Annotated in this window: 24 protein-coding genes; 16 read left to right on the top strand and 8 right to left on the bottom strand. The window is 37.0% G+C overall.

Annotated features, from left to right (window positions below):
• Position 1: 1 nt before the first annotated feature.
• The 5 genes from EI546_RS14770 to EI546_RS14750 all read left to right on the top strand — a co-directional run bounded on the left by EI546_RS14770 (position 2) and on the right by EI546_RS14750 (position 3,914).
• Positions 2–1,936: a LysM peptidoglycan-binding domain-containing protein gene (locus EI546_RS14770; RefSeq protein WP_128251268.1), complete on the top strand. Its 1,935-nt coding sequence runs from the start codon at positions 2–4 to the stop codon at positions 1,934–1,936.
• Complete coding sequence (locus tag EI546_RS14765; RefSeq protein ID WP_128251267.1) at positions 1,933–2,337, top strand: OsmC family protein; 405 nt, start codon at positions 1,933–1,935, stop codon at positions 2,335–2,337. The genes EI546_RS14770 and EI546_RS14765 overlap by 4 nt, the downstream gene beginning before the upstream one ends.
• 75 nt (positions 2,338–2,412) lie before the next feature.
• Positions 2,413–2,943, top strand: coding sequence for a DUF922 domain-containing protein (locus EI546_RS14760; protein ID WP_128251266.1), 531 nt, complete (start codon positions 2,413–2,415; stop codon positions 2,941–2,943).
• Positions 2,927–3,157 carry a DUF3820 family protein gene (locus EI546_RS14755; RefSeq protein WP_128251265.1) on the top strand — a complete coding sequence of 77 codons (231 nt, stop codon included), beginning with the start codon at positions 2,927–2,929 and terminating at the stop codon, positions 3,155–3,157. The genes EI546_RS14760 and EI546_RS14755 overlap by 17 nt, the downstream gene beginning before the upstream one ends.
• A gap of 76 nt (positions 3,158–3,233) precedes the next feature.
• A complete protein-coding gene (locus EI546_RS14750; RefSeq protein ID WP_128251264.1) occupies positions 3,234–3,914 on the top strand; it encodes a spermidine synthase in 681 nt (226 codons plus the stop codon).
• Between the two features lie 64 nt (positions 3,915–3,978).
• On the opposite strand, the gene EI546_RS14745 is transcribed toward EI546_RS14750, so the two are convergent.
• The 7 genes from EI546_RS14745 to EI546_RS14715 form a co-directional block, all read right to left on the bottom strand.
• Entirely contained in the window at positions 3,979–4,593 is a 615-nt protein-coding gene (locus EI546_RS14745; protein ID WP_128251263.1) for a hypothetical protein, read from the bottom strand.
• Positions 4,590–5,468 carry an LbetaH domain-containing protein gene (locus EI546_RS14740; RefSeq protein WP_128251262.1) on the bottom strand — a complete coding sequence of 293 codons (879 nt, stop codon included), beginning with the start codon at positions 5,466–5,468 and terminating at the stop codon, positions 4,590–4,592. The genes EI546_RS14745 and EI546_RS14740 overlap by 4 nt, the downstream gene beginning before the upstream one ends.
• Positions 5,469–5,743: 275 nt before the next feature.
• Positions 5,744–7,141, bottom strand: a complete 1,398-nt coding sequence (locus EI546_RS14735; RefSeq protein ID WP_240673123.1) for a pyridoxal phosphate-dependent decarboxylase family protein — start codon at positions 7,139–7,141, stop codon at positions 5,744–5,746.
• A 155-nt stretch (positions 7,142–7,296) separates the two neighbouring features.
• Positions 7,297–8,202, bottom strand: coding sequence for an EamA family transporter (locus EI546_RS14730; protein ID WP_128251261.1), 906 nt, complete (start codon positions 8,200–8,202; stop codon positions 7,297–7,299).
• A 101-nt stretch (positions 8,203–8,303) separates the two neighbouring features.
• Positions 8,304–9,587: a glycosyltransferase gene (locus EI546_RS14725; protein ID WP_128251260.1), complete on the bottom strand. Its 1,284-nt coding sequence runs from the start codon at positions 9,585–9,587 to the stop codon at positions 8,304–8,306.
• A gap of 45 nt (positions 9,588–9,632) precedes the next feature.
• Positions 9,633–10,889: a hypothetical protein gene (locus tag EI546_RS14720; RefSeq protein WP_128251259.1), complete on the bottom strand. Its 1,257-nt coding sequence runs from the start codon at positions 10,887–10,889 to the stop codon at positions 9,633–9,635.
• A gap of 13 nt (positions 10,890–10,902) precedes the next feature.
• Positions 10,903–11,208 carry a hypothetical protein gene (locus EI546_RS14715; protein WP_128251258.1) on the bottom strand — a complete coding sequence of 102 codons (306 nt, stop codon included), beginning with the start codon at positions 11,206–11,208 and terminating at the stop codon, positions 10,903–10,905.
• Between the two features lie 783 nt (positions 11,209–11,991).
• Between EI546_RS14715 and EI546_RS14710 the strand changes: the two genes are divergently transcribed.
• The 4 genes from EI546_RS14710 to EI546_RS14695 all read left to right on the top strand — a co-directional run bounded on the left by EI546_RS14710 (position 11,992) and on the right by EI546_RS14695 (position 16,014).
• A complete protein-coding gene (locus EI546_RS14710; RefSeq protein WP_240673122.1) occupies positions 11,992–13,518 on the top strand; it encodes a histidine kinase in 1,527 nt (508 codons plus the stop codon).
• Between the two features lie 6 nt (positions 13,519–13,524).
• Entirely contained in the window at positions 13,525–14,283 is a 759-nt protein-coding gene (locus EI546_RS14705) for a LytR/AlgR family response regulator transcription factor (protein WP_128251256.1), read from the top strand.
• Positions 14,284–14,788: 505 nt separating this feature from the next.
• The gene (locus EI546_RS14700) at positions 14,789–15,346 is read left to right on the top strand and encodes a hypothetical protein (protein WP_128251255.1); all 558 of its coding nucleotides are present in this window, start codon (positions 14,789–14,791) and stop codon (positions 15,344–15,346) included.
• 299 nt (positions 15,347–15,645) lie between these two features.
• Positions 15,646–16,014: a DUF4870 domain-containing protein gene (locus tag EI546_RS14695; RefSeq protein ID WP_128251254.1), complete on the top strand. Its 369-nt coding sequence runs from the start codon at positions 15,646–15,648 to the stop codon at positions 16,012–16,014.
• A gap of 314 nt (positions 16,015–16,328) precedes the next feature.
• Here the strand turns inward: EI546_RS14695 and rimO are convergent, their stop codons facing one another.
• Complete coding sequence (gene rimO / locus EI546_RS14690) at positions 16,329–17,630, bottom strand: 30S ribosomal protein S12 methylthiotransferase RimO (RefSeq protein ID WP_128251253.1); 1,302 nt, start codon at positions 17,628–17,630, stop codon at positions 16,329–16,331.
• A 167-nt stretch (positions 17,631–17,797) separates the two neighbouring features.
• Here rimO and EI546_RS14685 point away from each other — a divergent pair, with 167 nt between their 5' ends.
• From EI546_RS14685 to EI546_RS14655, 7 genes are all read left to right on the top strand, one after another.
• Complete coding sequence (locus EI546_RS14685) at positions 17,798–18,877, top strand: serine hydrolase domain-containing protein (protein WP_128251252.1); 1,080 nt, start codon at positions 17,798–17,800, stop codon at positions 18,875–18,877.
• 202 nt (positions 18,878–19,079) lie between these two features.
• A complete protein-coding gene (locus EI546_RS14680; RefSeq protein WP_128251251.1) occupies positions 19,080–20,981 on the top strand; it encodes a S9 family peptidase in 1,902 nt (633 codons plus the stop codon).
• 65 nt (positions 20,982–21,046) lie between these two features.
• Positions 21,047–21,643 carry a thioredoxin family protein gene (locus tag EI546_RS14675; protein ID WP_128251250.1) on the top strand — a complete coding sequence of 199 codons (597 nt, stop codon included), beginning with the start codon at positions 21,047–21,049 and terminating at the stop codon, positions 21,641–21,643.
• 48 nt (positions 21,644–21,691) lie between these two features.
• Complete coding sequence (locus EI546_RS14670) at positions 21,692–22,108, top strand: BT0820 family HAD-type phosphatase (protein WP_128251249.1); 417 nt, start codon at positions 21,692–21,694, stop codon at positions 22,106–22,108.
• A 6-nt stretch (positions 22,109–22,114) separates the two neighbouring features.
• On the top strand, positions 22,115–22,921 hold the full coding sequence (map, locus tag EI546_RS14665) for a type I methionyl aminopeptidase (RefSeq protein ID WP_128251248.1): 807 nt from the start codon (positions 22,115–22,117) through the stop codon (positions 22,919–22,921).
• Positions 22,922–23,283: 362 nt separating this feature from the next.
• On the top strand, positions 23,284–23,658 hold the full coding sequence (locus EI546_RS14660) for a GxxExxY protein (RefSeq protein ID WP_128251247.1): 375 nt from the start codon (positions 23,284–23,286) through the stop codon (positions 23,656–23,658).
• Positions 23,659–23,824: 166 nt separating this feature from the next.
• A complete protein-coding gene (locus tag EI546_RS14655) occupies positions 23,825–24,580 on the top strand; it encodes a class I SAM-dependent methyltransferase (RefSeq protein WP_128251246.1) in 756 nt (251 codons plus the stop codon).
• Positions 24,581–24,602 lie beyond the last annotated feature (22 nt).

Here is a 24,602-nt window from a genome sequence, read left to right as displayed (position 1 = left end):
TATGTTTCGCAAATCAAGAAAATCAATCCTCAATATGTTGAAGTGTTTTATCTACATTTCCGTAATTGTTCTTTTTACGGTCAGTTGTGGTTCTGCGGCCCAGCAACAAACATATACCAGTCATGCTGTTCAAAAAGGCGAAACTGCGAGTAGTATTGCCAGCGACTATCATATTTCTGAGAGTACTCTTTACAACCTTAATCCAGATGCCAAAAATGGCTTAAAGGTGAATAGCATCCTCATTTTACCTTCTAGAAAGGGAGCAATCGATTCTGGAACCAGTAATAAGTATAGGGAGCACAAGGTAAAGAAGAAGGAGACTCTTTACGGAATCGCATTGCAGTATCACATTAGTGTAGATGACATAAAAAAACTGAATAAGGAACTTTATTCACGCGGTTTGAAGACTGGCGAAAAACTGATAATCCCAATGACCAATAGTGAGATGGGAATCAAAAATCCAAATATTGGTGGAACTATTCCAGGAACAAAAGAATATACGGTCCAGCCAAAGGAAACCAAATACGGAATTGCCCGGAAATTTGGGATATCCATTGCCGAACTGGAAGATTTGAATCCAGATTTAGGGAATGAACTTAAAATAGGAACGGTTCTGATTGTTCCCGATAAAACAATAATCGACAATGCCGAAATAGATGAGAACAATTTTCAATTTTATGAGGTAAAACCGAAGGAAGGTTTCTACAGACTAAAAGTAAAATTCGGTCTGTCTGAAGAAGAAATTATTGCACTTAATCCTTATGCCAAAGATGGACTGAGAGAGGGAATGGTTTTAAAGATTCCGAAAGCCAATAACTTCCTTTCCGCTGATGAAATTTCGGTCGTGGATCTTGAAAAGAAAATAGACAATAAGAAAATGAAGACGGTTGCACTTATGCTACCTTTCAGTTTAAATAAAAATAGCAGCGATTCCACACAAACGGATATGGACATACTGAAGAAAGATCCCACGCTTCGCATAGCATTGGATTTTTATAGCGGTGCGATAATGGCTGCGGAATTTGCAAAGGATCATGGAATTTCGGTTACTCTCGATGTTTACGATACGGAGAAGAGCGAAAGCAAAGTGACGTCCATAATTTCAAGTAAGGATTTCAAAAATGTTGATGCCGTTATCGGTCCTTTGCTCCAGAAAAATGTAGAAAAAGCTTCCTCCTTATTGGCAAAAGAGAAGATCCCCGTATTCTCTCCCTTAAGCAATAGAGATATGGAAATGAGCGAAAATCTCTTCCAAACCCTTCCTACAAATTCGGTATTAGAAAAATTAATGATACAGTATATCCGGTCTCACGGGGCAGGAAAGAATATAATAATCATTTCGGATTCAAAAAAACAAAAGCAGCGTGAGATGGCTCTTGCATCTCTTCCCTCAGCAAAGACTTTTACACCGAGAAATGATTATATACAGGCAAGAGATATCTCGGCGTTGGCTTCAGAAGGCATGGACAACTGGGTCTTGCTTGAAACAGAAAATCCAGTTTTAATAAGTAGCGCAGTGAATGTGCTCGCCTCCATGCCAAGCAATTACAACATGCGGCTTTTTACTCTCAATAAAAACGATGCCTATGAATGGCACGAGGTTTCAAGTGCCCGTTTGGCGAAACTGAACTTCACCTTTCCAGCGGTAAACCGAAACTCTCCAGACGATTCTCACGAAGCTTTTATGATAAGCTATAAAAATAAATACGGGGTAACGCCTAATAGATTTGTCGTTCGGGGATTTGATGTTACATACGATGTTTTATTGCGTTTAGCTTCCGAAAAAAGTATCTATGACGCCATTTTGCCTGAGAGCGAAACCGTTTATATTGAGAACAAGTTTCGTTACGAACCTTCAGGAAAGGAAGGTTACTGCAATCAAGCTGCCTACATTTTGAAATATAATAACGACCTTAAATTTGACATTGTAGAATGAGCACTTCTAAAGTAACATACCTGGGAAATCTTCGAACCGAAAATGAGCATCTTAAATCTGGAAACAAATTCATTACGGATGCGCCTACGGATAATCAAGGTAAAGGTGAGGCATTTTCTCCTACCGACACTGTAGCAACAGGTTTGGCCAATTGTATGATTACCGTTATGGGCATTAAGGCCCGTGATATGGATGTGAATATGGATGGAACCACTGCAATGGTTACAAAAACCATGGCCGCCGACCCAAGAAGAATATCCAAAATAGAAGTGATCCTAGATTTCCCCGCTGGAATCGATGAGCGATCTAGAAAAATTCTTGAAAATACGGGCAGAACTTGTCCAGTATTGCAAAGTCTTCATCCTGATATTGAGAAAGATATCACCTTTAATTGGGGATAAAAGAAGTGTTATTTTGCAGTTGCAGAAGACAGTTTCTTTTCAATCGTAAAGCGATAATCTTTGATTGCATTAAACATGAAAATACTTTTCGTCTTCATTTTCCCATTTTTCCTTTACTTTCAGCCAAGTTCTGAAAAAATATATTGGAGTTCAGACACAAAGCTTACTTGGAAAGATTTTAGAGGCACGCCATTGGAGAAAGCACGTTTTGTGGCGAGCACTAGGACGGGTATACATTTTAAATACACCTATTCCATTAATGAAGGTGACATAAAAGTTGAATTTACTGCAGAGAGTTTTTTTGATCCTCAGGAATCATGGTATATCCCGAAGAAAGTTTCGCAAAATGTTTTAAATCACGAGCAAGGTCACTTTGATATTTCCGAATTGCACGCCCGAATTTTGAAAAAAAGATTGCAAGCAAAAAAGTTTACTTCAGGTGTTAAATCTGAGGTCGAAGCCATTTATCTACAATTAGAAAGCGAACGAAAAGCAATGCAAAGAAAGTTTGATGAAGAAACTAATCATTCTTTGAATTTGGACAAGGAAAAATTATGGGAAGAACGAATCGCAAAACAACTCAAGGAATATGAATCTTGGAAGTAGCCCCGACCCAAATCACCTTATTGAGCTTGCCAATTACAAAATGCCCTTCGGAAAATATGAAGGCTATTATCTAGCTAATATCCCAGAATATTATTTTGTTTGGTTTAAGCAGAAAGGGTTTCCAGATGGAAAACTGGGCAGAATGATGGAAGAAATGTATGAGTTGAAATTGAATGGCTTGGAGGGTTTGCTCAAAAAGCTTATTAAGAAATAAGAATCTCAGGCAATATATAATCAAACGAAGGGACTGTATAACTTAACCGAAAGTTCACATCTGCTAAAGGAAAAGGATGATGGGTCTACATCAATTGAAGAAATTTCTAAGTTACCTCTGGCCTTTTACCCGAAGATATAATTCTGAGATTAATGGAACGCTGGAAGTTACCTATATCAACGGAAAAAAAGTATTGGATAGTGAAAATGCAAATTATTCCTATGGAAAACTTCAGAAAATATTGGAGTTGGGCATAAAAGAAGTAGACTTAACTTCCGTTGAAAATATCTTACTTTTAGGAATGGGCGGAGGCAGCATAATTCATTCCTTAAAAGAAAAATTTGGTTACAGGGGAAATATAACTGCCGTGGAACTGGATCCAAAAGTAATTCAAATTGCAGAAACGGAGTTTGGAATTATAGAAACCGATAGATTACAAATAATCCACCAGGATGCATTCGAGTTTGTAAAAAATGTTCATAATCGATTTCAACTGATTATTATCGACCTATTTATCGACACTGAAATTCCTTCCAAATTTTATGGACAGGAATTTTGCAAAAATATATTACGACTAAATGAACATAATGGATTTCTAATCTATAATATGGGTATCTCAATAAACGACACCCTACTTATAAAGGATTCTTTAATAAATCATTTTGAAGGAAACTTCTCTTTTCAGAAAAGTATTAAGGGTTTGGAGGTCTTATTAATTGGAAGGAAGGGAAAATATTGTAATTCCCAGGAGTCCTAAAAATATTATTTTGGGCTCAAATTAGAAATGTCGGTTCCTCCAGTATAAAAAATTGTAATTACTGCTATAGAGCGGGTATAATAGCCGCGGCGGCATATCCATCCCCAAATTGTTTATCGCCAATAAACAAATCGAATCCTATAAATCCATTTTTTTCAGAGACCTTTTTAAGAGTAATAGGATGAGTCTCAATTTCCTCAATAGGTCTCAGTAATTTTATTCTTCGGAAATACCACTTAACCGAATTATCCATTGCATTTTCCAAGAAAAATTTGGCACTTGCAAGTATGATTTCAATAGTTAAAAAAGTATTTTCTGGATTATCATAGGTAATTGAACCCTCCTCATAATTAATGGTACAGTTTTCAAAAATATCTTCATCAGTAAATGAATAGCGAGATTCAATTTTATCTTCTGGATCTTCGAGTATAGTTCCAAAAATTCTATCCTTTCCTTTTTTAATCGTAAAATTAATCACTTCATTTTCATGATTATTTTTTCGTTCAGAGAGAAAACAAATAAGGTTGTTATGGCAAATTTGTTTGATATTTAGCTCCATATAATTCCAATTATCAAATCCACGTGCACACATTTCATCCACAATCTTTACAAAAACATCTGATCCATGAACGTAATTCCTATCTCCCTTAAATTCAAATTTCAATACTAATTCTTTCAATCTCTAATTTTTATATGTTGTCTAATATTTTTTTTGTGATCCAATGCAAAGTTTCCCGAAACAACCTCATTCGGCCCAACGTCCCGAACTACAACGCTGCCCAATAATACTTTGGCTTTATCCCCGATTTTAAGATTGTCTGCCACAATGGCCCCGCTACCTATCCACACATCATCGCCCAATATACAATTTCCGGCGATACCCGCACCACCAGACATTAGAGTTCGGTTTCCTACTTTACTTCCATGTCCTACAATAACACGAGTACTAATAACAGAATCTTCGCCCACGGTTGTGTAGAATGCTTGATAAGGTTTTTGAATTATAGCTCCAGTTAACACTCTGGATCTGTCCCCGATTTTTACGCCTCCAGCGAATTCCAAACGGAATAACCTACCGTCAATTAATGTGCGCTGAAGACTCGTCGTGCCAATTACTACGAAGGGACCTATTTCACAATCGTCACCAATTACAGTATTAGACTCGATAATTGTATAATCGTCTATAGTAACATTTTTACCAATTATCACATTATTGCCAATTCTTGCGGTGGGTGCAATAACAGCAGATTCATCAATGTCATTTCCATTTAGGGCTGATATATGATTTTCCTTAATCATATAATTGTGTAGTAGAAAGAAATCCTTTTTTGGATTTTCGCTTAAAATAAGGCCCTTTTCCTCAGACACTACATTAGCGAGTTCTTCCGTGGTAATAATAACCGAAACGCTGGGAATATTATTTAGTGCATTCAAAGATTTCCGATCATTTGCAAAGGCAATGGAATTGTCCAATTCCTGGCCAACGGCATAAGTGAATGAAAATTTATTCTCCCTAATTATTCTATTAGAACAAAAAAAATGGATAGGATTCATAAAATTGGTTTTCTATTAATTATTTCAAATCCGTCCTATGCCAGGGATAAAATTTTGACGATAAATTGCAAACTTTGAGTGAGTAAATATATGAAAGACTTAGTTAATATTTTTTCGATTATAATTTTCTTTTTATAATCCTTCAATAATCGGATTTATTTATGTTAAAAAAAAGAGTATTTATCCCTTAGTCTACGTGGGTTTATAAGGATTTACGAGCCTACGATTTTAAAGATGTAACCTCTCCACCGATTGCTTTGCTTCCTTCAATAAAGTTAGAAACATATCGATATGTTCTTTATGTGTTCTAAAAGAAAGTATTGCAGCCCGTGGGTTAATTTATTATCCAAAACCGTAGAGGAAATAAAGATTCTACCATCCTTTTGGATGTAGTCCAAGACCTTTTTATTCAGTTCGTCACTATCATATTCGTCGAGTTCCAGCCTAAAAGCCACAATGCTCAAATCGGGATCGCAAACCACTTGGTAACCAAGTTCAAGAATTTGGTGTGATAAGTATGTGGCAAGCTGGAGTTTTTCATTCAAATAATCCGAAAATGCCTGCTCACCATATAATTTCAAAGGCAACCACATTCGTAAACCCCTAAAATGTTTACTCAATTCCGGAGATAGGTTTGAAGGAGAATACTGGCCATCAATATGGGCATCGCGCATATAATTGGCAGTATACGTGTGCGCAGCCGCCAATTGTTTAATATCTTTTATCAATACTATTCCCGAACCATAAGGTAAGAACATTCCTTTATGTGGATCGAGGATTACGGAATCTGCCTGTTCAATACCTTTTAATTTTTCCTTTCCCCGCTCGATCAGCATAAAAAATCCGCCGTAAGCTCCATCCACGTGAAACCAAAGTTTATACTTACGGGCCACTTTTGCCAAATCGACCAACGGGTCCACTGCACCAACATCTGTAGAACCGGCATTACCGATAAGTAAAAATGGACGAAGTCCCTCCCGCCTATCTGCATGGATCTGTCCCTTTAGAGAATCTACACAAATCCTAAAATGAGTGTCCAATTGAATTTTGCGCACAATTATATCCTCTAGTCCTACAATCTTAAGTGCTTTATAAACACTATGATGGGACTGCGCAGTACAGTACACGACGCTCCTTAATATCTCCGCACCCTGAATTCCTTTATGATGTTTGGCAGTATGAAGTGCGATAAGATTGGCAATGCTACCTCCTGAAGTGAGATTTCCTCCGAATCCTTGATCGTAACCCATCAATTTTCCTGCCCAGTCGATTAAAGCATCCTCCATTCTTACGGCACCTGGAGAGGCATAAAATTCACCGGCATATCTATTGGTAACAGCAGCCAGATAATCCGCAAGCGCCGAGCTGTAAATTCCCCCTCCTGGAATATATCCCAAATGTCCTCCAGAAGTTGGATTTAGACCTGTATTTAAAACCCGTTCCTCAAAAAACTCCAAGATATTATCCATGGTAGCTTTGTTATTATCAATCTCGAAGAAAGAATCCGCATTAGCAAAAGGATGTGTATTATATTGAAAGGCTTTTCGGTTGGGAAGCGATTCTAAAAATTGTTCAGAAAAATCATTTATTTTTTCAAAAAGAACTTTCCGTTCCGAAGCTGTTTCTTCAAGTTCAAAACTAGCTTTTGGGAAATTGGAGTTATTATCTGTCATAGTGAGGAAGTATTAATTCAAAATTAAATAAAAATTAAAATGAGTTCAATCCTAACAGCGTCTAATTAATCGTAGTTTACTTTGTTCAATTTTGGAAAAACGGAAAATACGCAATGGAGGTTCGGAATCAATCTCTTGGAAAATGGCCACTCAAATCAGGCATTGAAACTTTTCTTCCCAAACTTTAGGTACCGTAAATTAATGATAATTACAGATATAATTATAATGAGCACGCCCACCCATTGTATCCATTTTATCTCTTCATTCAAAAGGATTTTGGCCGAAAATATAGAGACCGGAATTTCTATAGCAGATAAAATACTTCCAAGACCTATTCCTATTATCGGAAAACCCTTATTGAATAAAATAGGCGGAATTATACAACCGAAAATACCGAGAAAAAGCCCAAAATATAATAAGTGAGGGTTGTTTAAGTCTAAATTTTTAAAGATTTTGATATTCCAAAACGACACAACAATAGCAAGCCCGCCCAATACTAGATATTTACTTCTGATAATATTTGGAAGTCCACTTTCTACTCTGTTGGTTGCAGTTAAGGTGATTGTGTAAGAAATGCTGGCCAATAGTCCGAAACCGATACCTAGAAAACTGAGAGATTGAATATTTTCAAAAATGTTTACGGCTAAAACAGTTCCTATTAACACAATAATACTCCCTATTATTTTAAGCGCTTCAGGTTTTGTTTTATCCAAAACCATTTCCAGTACTCCACCCATCCAAATCGCCTGCATAAGCAAAATAATAGCAATAGAAACCGGAATATATTGTATGGCTAGATAATAAAAGCAGCTAGTAATACCCAATGAGGTACCAAAAAGAAATAGTCTGGTTTTGGATTTGCGTGTTGCCTTAGCTTTTCCAGACCTACTATTACTTACCATCTGAAATAATACCAATCCCAAAAACCCCAAAAAGTATTGGAAGAAAGTAAGCACACTTACATCCAGTCCTCGAAGATTCCCATATTTTACAACAGTAGCCAATAGCCCATAACTGGCTGCACCAAGGATTACGGATATAATTCCCTTAAACTTATACATTGATTTGTGGAGCTGTATTAAATTTCTTAGAATTTAGCATAGCCATAAAAAGAATAACGTTTAAAGAGTACCTTTACTTCTTTCATCTAGAATCTATCTACTTACTTGTACTCGTCTCGAACCTCACTGCTATTGGCATAACAAACCGGAGAAGCATTTTGGGGAATTGTGTTTTTGGCTTCTATCCATTTGCTAAGATATTTTGTGGATTGCAAGGTATGATGCTGAAGAACTTGACCTAAAAAATTTTTCTCTCTATGCTTTTCAAGATTTGAAGAAATTTCTTCAATGCGCCTATTAAAATCCTGTGAAAAGAATGATTTTTGAAATCGCTCTTCTAGTATTGTAAAGCCATTTTTCTGAGCCGTTTCCCAAGCCTTTTTATCTGAATACAAGTGTACTGCTTCTTTTACAAATGATTCATCGGTTTCTGAAATAGAACCAGAAAAGGGTAAACTTCCGCATAAACCTTCCGCTCCAACGACCGTTGTTATGGATGGTGTACCAAATTGCATGGCGTCGACCAACTTACCCTTTAAACCAGCTCCGAAGCGTAATGGAGCCAACTGCAAGCGAGCTGATTTCATTACGCTCCCCACTTCTTCTGCCCAGCCCATTATTAAAAATCCCTCATTTATATTATGAAGTTCATTTATTTTTGGGGGCGCATAGGCACCATAAATATGTAATTCGGCATTTGGGAGCTTTTCCCTTATTTTAGGCCACAATTTCTTTAGCTGAAGAACGCCGTCCACATTGGGCTGATGAAACAAATTTCCGATGGTGATAAAATGCTTGCGCTCTTCAAAGAAAGGAAGATTCCTTACTTCCTTTGTTCCATTTATTAAAAAAGGAAGATAAAAGAGAATGTTGGAGTTGATCCCAAATTTATCCTGAAGCAATTCCATCTCATATTCCGAAATTATTAAAGAAAGATCACATCGCAGTATACTTGCCAATTCCCGCTTGGCAGTATCGGAGAAAAGATTAGCTTGTTCTAGTGGTAAATTCTTTCGTACAGCCTCTTCCCTAGACTTCCGAAGAAAATGGAGATCTTCTGTATCAAGAATTTTCAGTGCTTTGGGACAACTTTCCGTAATTCGCCAGCCAAATTGTTCCTCGGTGATAAATCGGTCAAAAATGACAATTTCTGGGGATAATTCCTTCACCCACAAATCGAATTCAGAATCATTTAAAAGTATGTTTTTGACTGAAATACCAAATTTTGGCAGATCGACGCTTCTTTCAGAAATAACTGCCGTACTCGCAAAGATTATTTCAAAACTTTCCTCCTGAAACAATTTAATCAACTGCATCATTCTACCTCCGGCCGCTGTGGTACTCGGCTCCGGGAAAGTGTGACCTATGATCAGTAGTTTTTTCAATTGTAGTTTTTTCAAAGATACGCAATTGAATAAGCAATGGTTCGGCTATAAATCTTTTATAGAAACAGATGCAGTCATTACTGAACTTTTTGTTCCTTCGGTCTGAGTCCACGCAGCATAGAGTGAATCTCCTACCTTTTCTAATTGCGGATTTCCATTAGAACTACGCAAGCTCGATTTTGAAATTGTAACTGGAAAACCTTTTGACCCATCTGCAGAGACACGCATTATCTGGATCATAGCTTCATCACCAACTATCTCAATCCAACTAACCATTGCGGAATTTTCAGAATCCATTACCACATCCACTCCGCCGTTAGTTTCATGGTTATTTATTTGGATGGGAATTCCAAAAGTCTCACCACCATCACTCGAAAAGGCAAGTTGGACTTTAGGAATATTATTTACCGCGGTAAACCATGCCACTGCTGCCTTGTTTTTAAAAGATGCTATCGCTGGACCGCTAACCGGACAACCCGAAATTTTCCAATTGTCATTAAAAACAGTTAGCGGCTTTGAAAATGAATCATCTGAAAGTCTAATACGGGAAATATCCCTGATTTCATTATCCGATCTATCTCTATAAACAAGAAGTGGAGCCCCATTAATAGGGGTTACGGCAGTCTGGCAACAGTCACAAACGCGATTATCCAGTTCCACTGAAGGTTTCATAGTCCCATCGGCATTTACCACGCGACCCCGCAGAGACATTGCAGGTCCGGCGGAAGTTCCGTGACCTGCTCCTTTAGCTATAGTATTTCTACCATCCAACCAGATTACATAGAAAGAAGATTCATGCAAGGGCACTACTGACATAAAACCGTGTTCACTGGCAGTACCATCATTGTGCAAAAGAATATCTTTTTTCCACGTTTGGGTTTTAGCCGAATAAACATTGATTTTTATATTATAATCATCCTTTGCATCTACAGGATTTTGAAGATAGTTCACCAAAATATTTCCATTATTTTCAGCTATGGTAGGAAAGTCTGCCCAACTGATAAACCAATCATTTCCAGAATTCACTTCATAAGGTTTAGTCCATTCTCCATTTTCCAATATTGAATAATATAATCTTGAAATAGAATCCTCTTGCACCCACGACATCAAAAGTCGACTTTCGGTGGCGAAAAGTCTTGGGTAAGAGCTATTACCAGAAGTGGGATTCAGTAAGGAAGATACAATTTTCGTTGGGGTCTCGGTTTTTGTCTCCTCTAGTTTCCCATTTTTTGTTTCATTCTTGCAGGATACAAGAATGAAAAACAGTAGAAAGAGACTGATGGTGAATGTTACTAATTTCATTTATAATATCCATTTAAAATCCGTAGAGTTCACACATTAGACCCAAATTGAAAAAAGCTGAAATCGCACCCAAAAGCAGCATTGAACTAACAAATAGGGTTGCAAAAATGACGATTTTATTATTTGAATGATAGTTGAAATAATTCAGTACCACCTGAAAAACCAACGCTATCGACTGGGCAATCAGCATGCGTTGGGCGCAAACAATTATAGGCTCCTTATAATAAAGAAAATAGGTGGCGATAATTAAGATAACATAAGCTGCAGTAATCCCAAACAAAACAGTTTTTGGAAATTTAAATCTTTGAGAGTTGGTCATAAAATGGTTTTATTCCAAAGATAACCATTCATTGTTATATTCAATAAAATGAAAAATACCTTCCCCAAAATAAATTTCGGAAAGGTATTTTTACTGTTTGGCTAATTAGTGGAAGTTTAGGATCAACCTTCCAAAATTGTTTTCAAATTCGAATTAAAAATAAGGGCTGTCGTTAAACAGCCTTTATTCTCATTAACACTACTCAAACTATACATTATCAAACAAAACCCTTTGTTTTATTAGAGTCAAATTTAAGGGGAGATGTTTTCCATTCCAATAGACAATTAGAATTTGGTAGGGCTCAGTTAGTATTCGGCAGAAAAACTGTCAAATATGACCAAATACTAACTTAAACCTGCCAAATTCTAAAAATGTTAAAATTCTGCAAAAATAAATTCTATTTTAGCTTTAATGATGAAGGCTTTCTTTAAATGTTTTCTCCTCTTTTGCTTATTTATTCATTTCCCCCTCCTGGGAAATGAGCCTATTTCATGCAATACCTCGAAACCCATCCACTACTTAACAGGGGTTGGGAAAATGCCAGAAACTTTAGAAGGTATTTGTAAAGAAAATTTTACCTGTAAACATTATAAGATTAATTACGACCCCGGTAGATTTAGAATAAAGGAAAATATAAAGTACCCGGGTTTTTACAAAAACCAAATAGTAAATTATTTTTCCGCATCGCTTCTCAACTCGTCTTTATCTATGGGGAACAATTTGCATTTCGCAGGTATACTCAAAACAGGGTCTTGGTTGGATTCAACCTATAATCCTTCTATTGTGAAAAATCAAATTAAAGAAATAATACATCCCGAGGAAGTAAAGGCTATCGGTTTTATGTATTTCTACAACATTTCTCTTTTAACCATTCTAATATTTGCTATCGTAATTGGATTTCAATTACGTGACAAATTATATTATTACTATATTGGGTATTTAGTATTCCTACTTTTGTACGGGTTTATCTTGCTACAACGAACGGCCAAACCTTTTTGGAACTCCTTATACTTTCCTTCCCAACTTGCGCAAGATTTGTTTGAGCCAATTCAATTTGTTTTTATAGGGTTCTATATTTTTTTTATATCGAAATTATTGGATGTAAAAAAATACGATAAGTTATTAGACCGAGCACTTTATATTTTGGGATTGGCAGTATTTATATATGCTATATCCAGATTTATAATAAATTATTTTGAATTTGCTTTAGAGATTAGGAATATTTTGTTCGCGGTGGTGCGGGCCATAGTATTACCTATTAATCTTCTACTGATATTTTGGATTATCTATAAGGTTAAACACCCTCTATTACCCTATTTTATAATAGGTCAGACCTTTTTTTTTATTGGGGCTCTTTTGGCCTCCTATCTAGGCTACTTTGGGATGGATAATAGACTTGGACATTTACTTAATTTCAGGGAGGCACCCAATGTAATTTTTCAGATTGGTCTTTTACTGGAAGTATATTGCTTTTCATTGGCATTGAGCAAGAATTTTGCTATTCTCCGAAAAGAAAAAGAGAAAGCCGCTTCAGAATTGATTGCACAGCTTCAACGAAATGATCAACTACATATAAAAATGAACGAGGATTTGGATAGAAAGGTGAATGAAAAAACAGCGGAACTGGTTCAACTGTATTCGAAACTTGAAAAGGAAAAGGAACAAAAAATAAAGGACGATTTTACACAGCGTTTGCGTGAAACAGAAATGGTCTCGCTACGCTATCAAATGAATCCACATTTTATATTTAATAGTCTCAACGCCATAAAATATACTATTATGACCTCGCGAAATGAAGACGCCGTAAATTATCTGGACGATTTTTCAAGCCTTTTAAGAGGAATTCTTCAAAATAGTCACCACAAAAAAATAACAGTTGAAGAGGAATTGGAAATTTTAGAATTGTATCTTTCTCTTGAAAAGAATAGAATGGGCAGTGAATTTGAATATACCATACAGGTGGAATCTCGAGAAGAACTTTCCCAATATTTTATTCCCCCATTATTGTTACAGCCCCTAGTAGAAAATGCCATTTGGCATGGACTCTATCCCAGTTTAAAACAGGAAAAAAAATTAAAAATTATATTTGACCTGAAGAAAAATCTACAGATAACCATAGAAGACAATGGAATAGGACGGAAAGAAAGTGCGAAAAAGATGAAATTGCACAATTCAATTGGCACTAATTTAGTGAAAGATCGATTGACACTATTTAATCATCGCAGCGACCAGAATATCCGTATAAACATTATCGACCTAGAGGAAAATGGGCACGCTGCCGGAACAAGAATTAATTTAACCTATCAATAGTTTGTTATGATAAAAGTAATTATAATCGACGATGAATCCCATTGCATTGATGTGCTAAAGAATTTAATCGAGAAAATCGATTCCGACTATACCATTACGGGAATATTCACCAATCCGCTATTAGGCTTGGAATTCATAAAAAATAATCCGCCAGACCTATTATTCTTGGATATAGAAATGCCCAATTTAAATGGTTTTATGTTATTGGATAACTTACTTCCCATTGATTTCGATGTTATTTTCACCACGGCGTATGACCAATATGCTATTAAAGCTTTTCGTTATAGCGCCATTAACTATCTTCTGAAACCAATAACCGAGAAAAGTATTGTAAAAGCACTATCGAACTGGGAAAAAAGAAGAAAGAAAACTTCTACACAACAATGGCAATTATTACAAGATCGTTTATCTGGCTCAAAGGAAGAATGCACAAAAATGGCTTTGCCTACGGGAGTGGGCTATCAAATTGTGGAAATTGAGAATATATTGCGCTGCCAGTCCGACAGTAATTATACAAATGTATATTGCAAGGATGGCAATAAGGTATTGATAAGTAGAACTCTAAAAGATATTGAAGAACTCCTGGGAGACCATGGATTTCTGAGAGTTCATCAATCGCATTTGATAAATCCCCAATATGTAAAAGGAATCCTAAAACAAGATGGTGGAAGTTTAATAATGCAAGACGATACCGAAATTCCAGTCTCTCGACAACGATCCAAACAAATCAACGAGATTTTAGAGACTATGCTTCACTTTAAGTGAAAAGGAATCCCAAATTCGGGAATAAATTCAGCTAAATCTTAACGGGAGATTTTACCTTAAATTCCTGGTTCCAGCTATAATCAAAGAATTATTTTTCTTCAGCTTTATGGCTTGCCCTATATCTCTCAACTCTATTAAATTCTACGCTAAATCAAGGTTTACGAGTGAAAATCTCGCTGCCTGCCACAGGGTTTTCACGTGATATAACCGAATTCTAATTCATAACTACCAAATACTAAGTACATATTGTGAACAACTATTCTATATAATAAGTTTGTCCGTGGAATAAGCGAAATGTAAATGTATTAAGACCACAACCAAACATTAGCAATTATAAAAATTTCTTCCCCATCTATTTAATTCAATTCAATACAATAGAAAGTGAACGGAAAACTTTTTAAAACCAATTACATTAAAATCGTATTGTAAAAATTCTAGAATTCAAGATGATCTATCTATAACTTTAATTTTAATCCAAATCAATAACTTAATAAAAAAAAGAAAAATGAAAAATTTTAAGAAGTCAATTTACGTTAGTTTGATCGCATTTATAACTATAATAGCGGGATGCAGCAAAAGTGATGACGACAATGGCCCGGGAGGAGATCAGGGCTCAGGTTTATTGGGAAGTTATGACATTACTATTGATGGTCAGCGATATTCCGGCACGGTAGACAGCGAGGACGAAAATGGTTTTGCGCTTGCTACTTATGCAAAGGAAGATGGAAAAAACTTAGTGGGATTTGTCCTAAATACCGATGAAATAATCATAAGCGGGGGGTTTGAATACCGCGATGGTCAGGAAAACAACATTTCACTTGGCGAGAATGGTGATTCTTCTATCGGGATATTGATAAGTGCTCTAGGCAATAGAGGCTATACTTCAAAATCGGGTAACGCAAAGGTTAATATAAGGAAAAAGATTAATGCCCCCGACGGCTCTGGTGCCTTAATAGCTGCGGATATCGACTTTCAGGGGATTTTCTACTATACCGACAGTAATGGAGAAGAACAAACGGCCCAAGTGTCGGGTTCTTTCAAAAATAATATAGTGGGATTATAATAGAAAATTTAAACAGGGAAATGCCACAAACGCTAACTAACCATAATTTTGTTAATCATTCAAAATATGTTTAACGGTATTTCCCTTTCTATTTATTGAAAACAATTGATGTAGGTCCGCATTATAAATGAATATTTAAAGCGGAATGGAATCCAGAGATTTCATAATCATCATTTTGTAATTTTATTTTTCTGTCTATAACTCATTTTGCAGTTATAAAAATAATACCTACTTCCAAAAAAAATCGTATATTTTCTTAACCAAATTGTTAGGAATTTAATAACCAAAATAATAAGATCATGGAAGAAGAACCAATTACACATTTTGATAAAGAGCCAGTAACAACAACTCTTGTGGAAGAAGGAAAAACAATTGCAATTATTGCATATATCACGATAATAGGACTAATAGTCGCTTTTGTAATGAACAATGAAAAGAAAAATTCATTCGCTTCATACCACATTCGCCAATCATTAGGCCTAGGATTAACGGGAATCGCCCTTAGCATATTAAGCTATATTCCGTTTATTGGCTGGCTTATAAGTATGCTGGGAGGTCTTTTGCTTATCGTTCTTTGGGTGATGGGTCTTATAAGCGCTATAAATGGAGAAAGAAAACCAGTTCCAGTTTTAGGTGAAAAATATCAAGAATGGCTTAAAGGAATTTAACTCTCAGTTTCTGAAAAATTTTATTGATTTTTAGAATTAGCCAGGTTTAGCTATTTCGCGGAGTGACTTAGAGGAGGCACAGAGATCCGCAGAGGAGAATTGAGATTATAATTCAGAATGTTTTAAAATATAGAGGGTTGGGCTTTTAAAAGTCCAACCCTTTTATTTTTATTGGGATTCTCCGTGAAACTCCGCGATTCTCTGTGAAACTCCGTGTAATAACTACTCAGAAACTCCATTTAATAACTACTCACTCCCTCAAAATGCTCAGGGTGACAACTGAACAAATCTTCGACATCGGTTCAGAATGGTAATTAAACTACCTCTGCGTATAAATCGAAGTCTTCGGCAGCAGTTATTTTTACATTGAAGAATTCCCCGGTACGCAAATAATCATCCGAGGCATTTATCAAAACCTCATTATCAACATCAGGGCTGTCGAATTCTGTTCTTCCTACAAAATAGCCGCCTTCTTTTCTGTCGATAACAACTCTGAATTCCTTACCTATTTTCTGTTGGTTCAATTCCCACGAAATCTGTGATTGGATTTCCATAATCTCATTGGCTCGGTCCATTTTCACATCTTCCGGCACATCGTCTTCCAAATTGTAGGCGTGGGTATTTTCTTCGTGGGAATAGGTAAAACATCCTAAACGCTCAAATCGCATTTCCCTTACCCATTGTTTTAGTTCAGCGAAATTTTCTTCGGTTTCCCCAGGATAGCCTACAATTAACGTAGTTCGTATTGCCATTCCAGGTACAGCTGCGCGGAATTCCTTCAATAATTTAGTTGTTTTCGCCATAGTTGTTCCTCGGCGCATTGATTTTAAAATGGAATCTGAAATGTGTTGCAATGGAATATCAAGGTAATTACATATTTTGGGCTCGTTGCGCATTACTTCCAGAACGTCCATTGGGAAACCTGTTGGAAAAGCATAATGCAATCGGATCCATTCAATACCTTCAACCATTGCGAGCTTGCGAAGCAATCTTGCCAATGCACGCTCCTTGTAAATATCCAGACCGTAATAAGTTAGATCTTGAGCGATTAATATTAATTCCTTCACACCTTTTGCAGCAAGTTTTTCGGCCTCGATAACCAAATCTTCCATTGGGGTACTTCTATGTTTTCCTCTCATAATCGGAATAGCACAAAAAGAACAAGGTCGGTCGCAACCTTCAGCAATTTTAAAATATGCATAATTTTTCGGAGTTGTGGTTACACGTTCCCCAATTAATTCGTGTTTATAATCTGCTCCCAAAGCTTTCAACAATCCTGGAAGTTCAGTTGTTCCAAAATATTCATCCACATTAGGGATTTCCTTTTGAAGATCTGGTTTATATCTTTCAGAAAGACAGCCCGTCACAAAAACTTTATCAACTAAACCGTCTTCCTTTTTTTTAACATATTCTAAAATAGTGTTGATGCTCTCCTCTTTGGCATTATTGATAAAACCACAGGTATTTATCACCACAATATTTCCTTCTTCTTCGTGAACCACTTCTTTATTGCTTGCACGAAGCTGGCCCATCAGCACCTCACTATCATACACATTCTTGGAACAACCAAGGGTTACTACATTTATCTTATTCTTTTTTAGTGTTTTGGTACGCATTTTTTCTAATTATGAATTCAGAATTATGAATTATGAATTTTTAATTTAACTTTAATCTTGGCTTCTCTGAATTCTGAATTCATAATTCATAATTTTTAAGAGCGTGCAAAGATACAACCATTTTAAACTAAATCTATTATGAATGGTCAAAGCTAAAACTTCAATTTATGAAACGTTTTATTTCGCTCCTTTTCATCCTGTTGATTATTAGTTCCGGTTGCTCCCAATCTGATGAACCCATCACTGACAACTCTCAAACCCCATATTTTCCACCCATTGATTCCGAAGTATGGGAAACGATTACCCCAGAATCCTTAAACTGGAATACAGCACTTTTACCAGAACTTAAAAATTATTTAAATGAAAAAAATACGGATGCTTTCATTATTTTGAAGAATGGCAGAATCGTGGTAGAGTATTATTTTAATGATTTCAGTTTAGCAAGTCCACACGCTTGGAATTCCGCAGGAAAAACACTTACAAGCGTTGTGGTGGGAATTGCCGAACAGAATGGTTACCTAAATATTAATGATTCCACATCAGAATATTTAGGTGAAGGGTGGACGGTTATGACGCCGGAGCAAGAGAGAGCAATTGCGATAAAAAATCAACTTACCATGACTTCTGGCGGTGATTATACGGTTCCAGATACTACTTGTACAGATCCCGAATGTTTGAAGTATTTGAACGAACCAGACACCTTTTGGTTTTATCACAACGCATTTTACAGCCTACTTCAACGAGTTTTGGACCGTGCAATTCCTGAGGGTTTTGATTCGTATTTTGATTCAAAATTAAAAAACCCAATCGGGATGTCCGGTACTTGGCTTCAATTTGGTTATAATCGGATATTCTTCAGCAATGCCCGTTCCATGGCCCGTTTTGGAATATTGAATTTAAACCGTGGCAAATGGAACGGAACGCAATTATTGAACAAAAATTATTTTCAAAAAATGACTGAATCTTCACAAGAACTAAATAAAGCCTACGGTTTTTTGTGGTGGTTAAACGGAAAGGAAAGTTATCACCTTCCACAATCAACCCGGCAATTTCAAGGAAAGTTAATTCCAAATGCACCGGACGATCTTATTGCTGCTTTGGGAAAAAATGATCAGAAACTATATATCGTTCCCAGCCAAGGAATAATTGTAGTTCGGATGGGAGATAATGCTGGAAATAGTGTTCCGGGACCCTCTGGCTTTGACAACGAACTATGGGGAAAATTGTCTCAGATTCTAAACTACTAAAATTACTACGTCCATTATCCCCATCTCAATTCAACCCCATTGAAAACCACCCCAATTCTCCCTCCAAAATTCCTGAACACTGACCACTGATTACTAATTACTGAATTCTGAATACTGTTTACTGCATCCTGAACACTGAACACTGAACACTGACAACTGCAACTTTTTTAAGTACCTTTGCAGAACTCAAAAATTACCTAATATGAAAAAAATATCCTTCTTGCTGGCCTTCCTCTGCGTTGGTCTTTTGTATTCTCAAAAAACAATGACTCCCGAGCTTTTGTGGCAGGTGAAACGAGTTAGTCCTGTTGGTATTTCTCCCGATGGAAAAGTGCTATTTTACAAGGTAACTATTCCAAATATGGAAGAGAATAGCTTTGATAGCAAATATTACGCTATGAAAGTGGAAGGGGGCAATTTCGCGGAAGTCACCAAGGAGGAGGCAAAAGTAACCGATAAAAACCTCTCTCCCGATGGTAAATATCTACTGATACACAAACCTGTTCATGTTAAGGATGTTTTGGGAAAGGACATTTATAAAGATTTACCTAAAAGTGATGCGTACGTTTTCACTAGTTTAGACTACCGTCATTGGGATGCATACAATGATGGCACCTATAATCACGTTTTTTACAAAGATATAAAAACCGGCACCGAAACGGACATTACTCCAGGACAGCCCTATTACACTCCCCAGGCTCCATTTGGAGGGGATGAAGATTATATTTGGGACCCAAAGGGCGAAAACATCTATTATGTGAGCAAGAAGCTGGCGGGCACCGAATATGCCACAAGCACAAATACGGATGTCTACAAGTACAATCTAGCTACGCAAAAAACAGAAAACATTACCATTGACAATAAAGGATATGATACCAATCCAGCTTTTTCAAAAGATGGTGCTTTGGCGTGGTTACAAATGAAGACGGAAGGGTACGAAGCCGATAAGAATGACATTATGGTCCTTCAGGATGGCGTAAAACAAAATCTTACCATGCAATGGGACGGCACTGTCAACAGTTTTATTTGGGGAAGCAACAACAAGGATATTTATTTTACCGCTCCCGTTGATGGGACTAATCAGATTTTCAAAGTGGATCATCCTGGGAAGACCAGAAAAATACCAATGGTTGAGCAACTTTCCAGAGGCCAGTTTGACGTTACGGGCATTGTAGCCGAAAACAATGGAAAGCTTATCGTGACCAGGACCGATATGAATCACGCTTCGGAAATTTTCTCTTTCGATTTAAAAAATAAAACATTTTCAACGTTGACTCAGGTAAATACCGCATTCTATGGAAAATTAGATTTACCTCAGGTCGAAAAGCGAATGGTAACCACCAAAGATGGCAAGCAAATGCTCGTTTGGGTAATCCTTCCTCCCAACTTCGATAAAAACAAAAAGTATCCCACTTTGCTTTATGCCCAAGGAGGACCCCAATCGGCTCTTTCTCAATTTTATTCCTTTCGATGGAATTTTCAATTAATGGCCTCAGAAGGCTATATTATTGTTGCTCCGAACAGAAGGGGAATGCCCGGTCATGGAGTTAAATGGAACGAAGCGATCAGTGGAGATTGGGGCGGGGGTGCAATGCAGGATTATCTGGATGCTATAGACGACGTTTCAAAAGAACCGTATGTTGATAAGAATCGTTTAGGAGCAATCGGTGCTAGTTTTGGGGGATATTCTGTCTTCTGGCTAGCTGGAAATCACGATGGTCGTTTTAAAACATTTATTGCCCACGATGGTGTATTTGACACTCGCTCTATGTATGGAACTACTGAAGAATTATTTTTTGTAAATCACGATATGGGCGGTGCTTATTGGGAAAAGGATAATGCAATTGCCCAAAAATCATTTAACGAATTTAATCCCATTAATTATGTAGATAAGTGGGACACCCCAATAATGATTGTTCAAGGTGGAATAGATTTCCGTGTGCCTATTGAGCAGGGACTGGAAGCTTTTCAGGCTGCACAACTTAGAGGAATTAAAAGTAAACTTCTCTTTTTCCCTGAGGAAAATCACTGGGTGTTAAAACCGCAGAACGCATTGGTATGGCAACGTCAATTCTATGATTGGTTAAAAGAAACTTTGAAATAAATTTTCATATAAGTCCGCAGCTCTTTCTAAATGGTCTGCGGATAACATAATTCAGAAAAATTTACATGAAAAATATCATCCTCATATTCGCCACAATCCTCATGGTTGGGTGCAATTCCACTTCCAAAAAACAAAAATCTGATAAAATAGCAGAAGAGATTAGTCAAGATTCGAAGTCGGAAAATTCAGAAAAACTAAACGAAACAACACCCTATGAAGAATCTATTATGCTCATAGGAAAAGCGGACCGCCAGGGTTTAGAAATGAAAGAATTTAGCGATTGGTTCGATCCTGGTTATAAAAATTATACACCCAATAAAGAAGTTATTGAAAAATTGAAACCATTGATAAAGGATGTGGACATCACATTATTTATGGGAACGTGGTGTGAGGATAGTCACCGTGATGTTCCACATTTGTACAAAATTCTGGACGAACTAAATTATGATGAATCCAAAATGCAGGTTTATGCCGTTTCCGAAGAAAAAACTACTCCACAAGGTTATGAAGATGACAAAAATATAATCCAAGTTCCTACCATCATATTTTACCGAGATGGCAAGGAGTTGGGACGCATTGTAGAATACAGCATTTATACTGTGGAACAGGATATGTTGGACATTTTAAGTGGAAAAGATTATAAAAATCCCTATTCGGAATAATGATTGGCAAGGGCAATAATTCTTCGTAATTTTGCCGATTGAAAATCAATGATGAAATACGAATCTCTTATAATTGCCGTAGACTTTGATGGCACCATCGTGGAAGACCAATATCCCAAGATTGGGAAGCCTATCATGTTCGCATTTGATACGCTGAAAAAGCTTCAGGAAAAGGGACATAGACTTATTCTTTGGACTTATAGAAAAGGAAGAGCTTTGGAAGAAGCTGTGGATTTCTGCAAGAAAAATGGAATTAACTTTTATGCCGTTAACAGTAGTTTTCCGGAGGAGGAATTTGATCCTTCGCACAGTAGAAAAATACATGCAGACCTCTTTATCGACGATCGAAACTTTGGTGGAATGAAGGATTGGGGCGAAATATACCTCACTTTGGTTGGAGACAAAAACGACCAGCTTTCCAGAGGAAAAAAGAAAAAAAAAAGGCTGGCTCCCATTCTGAAATAATAAAGTATGATTATACCCAAAACAAAAGAAGAAATTGAGCTGATGCGCGAAAGTGCGTTGGTAGTGTCCAGAACATTAGGGATGCTGGCAAAGGAAGTAAAACCAGGGATTACCACCAATAAGCTGAATAAAATGGCTGAGGAGTATATCCGCGCACAAGATGCTCTTCCGGGATTTTTGGGATTGTATGATTGTCCTTCCACTCTATTAACCAGTGTAAATGAGGCCGTTGTTCACGGATTACCAACTGATGTCCCCTTAAGAGAAGGGGATATTGTCGCTATCGACTGCGGTTCGATCAAAAACGGATTTTATGGCGATCATGCCTATACCTTTGCTGTAGGGGAAATCTCTCCCGAATTAGAAAAACTTCTTCAGATAACAAAAGAATCCCTATACATTGGCATTCGCGAATTTAAGGCTGGAAATCGCGTGGGCGATGTAGGTTATGCCATTCAAAACTATTGTGAAGCTGAGGGCTATGGTGTGGTCCGGGAATTGGTAGGTCACGGACTTGGGAGAAAAATGCACGAAGATCCTGAAATGCCCAATTATGGTCGGCGTGGCCGTGGAAAAAAATTTATTGAAGGAATGACCGTTGCCATAGAGCCCATGATTAATCTCGGAACACATAGAGTAAAACAATTGAACGATGGTTGGACAATTGTAACTTTAGATGGCAAGGCCAGTGCACATTTTGAACACGACGTTGCATTGGTAAACGGAAAGCCAGAATTACTTTCCACCTTCGATTATATTTATGAGGCTTTGGGGATTAAGAGTGATGAGGAGAAGGAGTTCCGTGCTGACTGAGACTGAGGACTGAGGGAGCTATTACACAGAGTTACGCTGAGAGGCACAGAGTTACGCTGAGAAATTGATAATAAGCTAACTGAGATTATAATTGCTTGAGCTATTGAGGCCCCTAGATCAATAATTTTGGAATTATCTTTTAGCTCGTTATTTGTCTTTCACCCAAATTCAATAAAGCTCCAGTGAAACTCTGCGTAACCTCTGTGGAACTCTGTGTTACAACTCAAAAATACTTGTTCAAGATTCTTAAACTTACCTATCCAAAAATTCGTGTATATTTATAAAGTCTCCGGAACAAAGAATAAAGGAAGATAAAGCGTTTAGGAGTAATTAGCGGCTATCGCACAGAGATTCCCAGAGAAATGGATAATAAATTAACAGAGATTATAATAGGCTCGGCAATTGAGGTTCATCGACATCACGGGCCTGGACTTTTAGAGTCTGCTTATCAAGAGTGTCTTTTGTTTGAACTTCGCTCGGAAGGCTTAATAGTCGAAAAAGAAAAGGCATTACCCATAATATATAAAGATGTAAAACTAGATCACGGATACCGAATTGATTTATTAGTAGAAAATAAAATAGTGGTCGAAATTAAAACTGTAGAAAGCTTTACTGATGTTCATTCCGCACAAGTTCTGACTTATTTGAAATTAGGGAATTATCCGTTAGGTCTGTTATTTAACTTTCACACCATAATGCTAAAAAACGGTCTAAAAAGGTTTATAAACTCTCAATGAAAGCTATTACACTGAGTCACGCTGAGAAGCCCAGAGTTCCACAGAGAAATGGATAATAAACCAACTAAAGTTCCTCGACAAAGAGTTTTTAAATAATGGTTTAAAAAAAAACTCTTAGCGAAACTCTGCGTAACCTCTGTGAAACTCTGCGTAACAACCCAAACTATTGTTCAAGAAAATCCTAAATACCATCCCGCGTCCGTTGCTCATCCGATTGAGTTATTTGGCACAACCATTCTTTGCCTTTTTTCTTAAAGGAAATAAATTTACCGATCCCATTAACGGCAAATCCTATCGAAAGTTTTTACCGTATGGTTATGAAAATGTTCGGGAAAATGTGCTTTCTCCCGGGACGCTTTCCTTAGAACGTCACCGACTGTTTTGGTTATATCTTAAGAACGAAACTTCTTTTTTTACTGAAAATCTAAAAGTCCTTCATTTTGCACCTGAACAGGCATTTTACAAAAGGTTCAGGAAAATGAAGAATCTTGAATATATCACGACCGACCTTAACTCCCCAATCGCCGATGTAAAAGCGGATATTTGCGATCTTCCATTTTCTAATAATGAGTTTGATTTTATTATCTGTAATCACGTTTTAGAACATATTCCAGATGATACCAAAGCGATGCAAGAATTATATCGTATTTTAAAACCGGGTGGACTGGCCATACTTCAAGTACCGTATAGTGCTGATTTGGAAAAGACCTTTGAGGATGATAGCATTACCGACCCAAAGGAACGCGCACGCATTTTTGGGCAGTACGATCACGTTCGGGTATATGGAATGGACTACTTCGAAAAACTGAGATCGATAGGCTTTAAAGTAGAAGCAGTCGATTATACGAAGAAGCTTACCGATGAAGAGATTCAGAAATATCGTTTGCCAATCGGGGAATTAATTCCCCTCTGTATAAAATAATTTCATTACTTTGGTAGGGCAA

Source organism: Aequorivita sp. H23M31, assembly GCF_004022485.1.
Classification (GTDB): Bacteria; Bacteroidota; Bacteroidia; order Flavobacteriales; family Flavobacteriaceae; genus Aequorivita; species Aequorivita ciconiae.
This window is presented reverse-complemented; position numbering and strand designations above follow the sequence as displayed.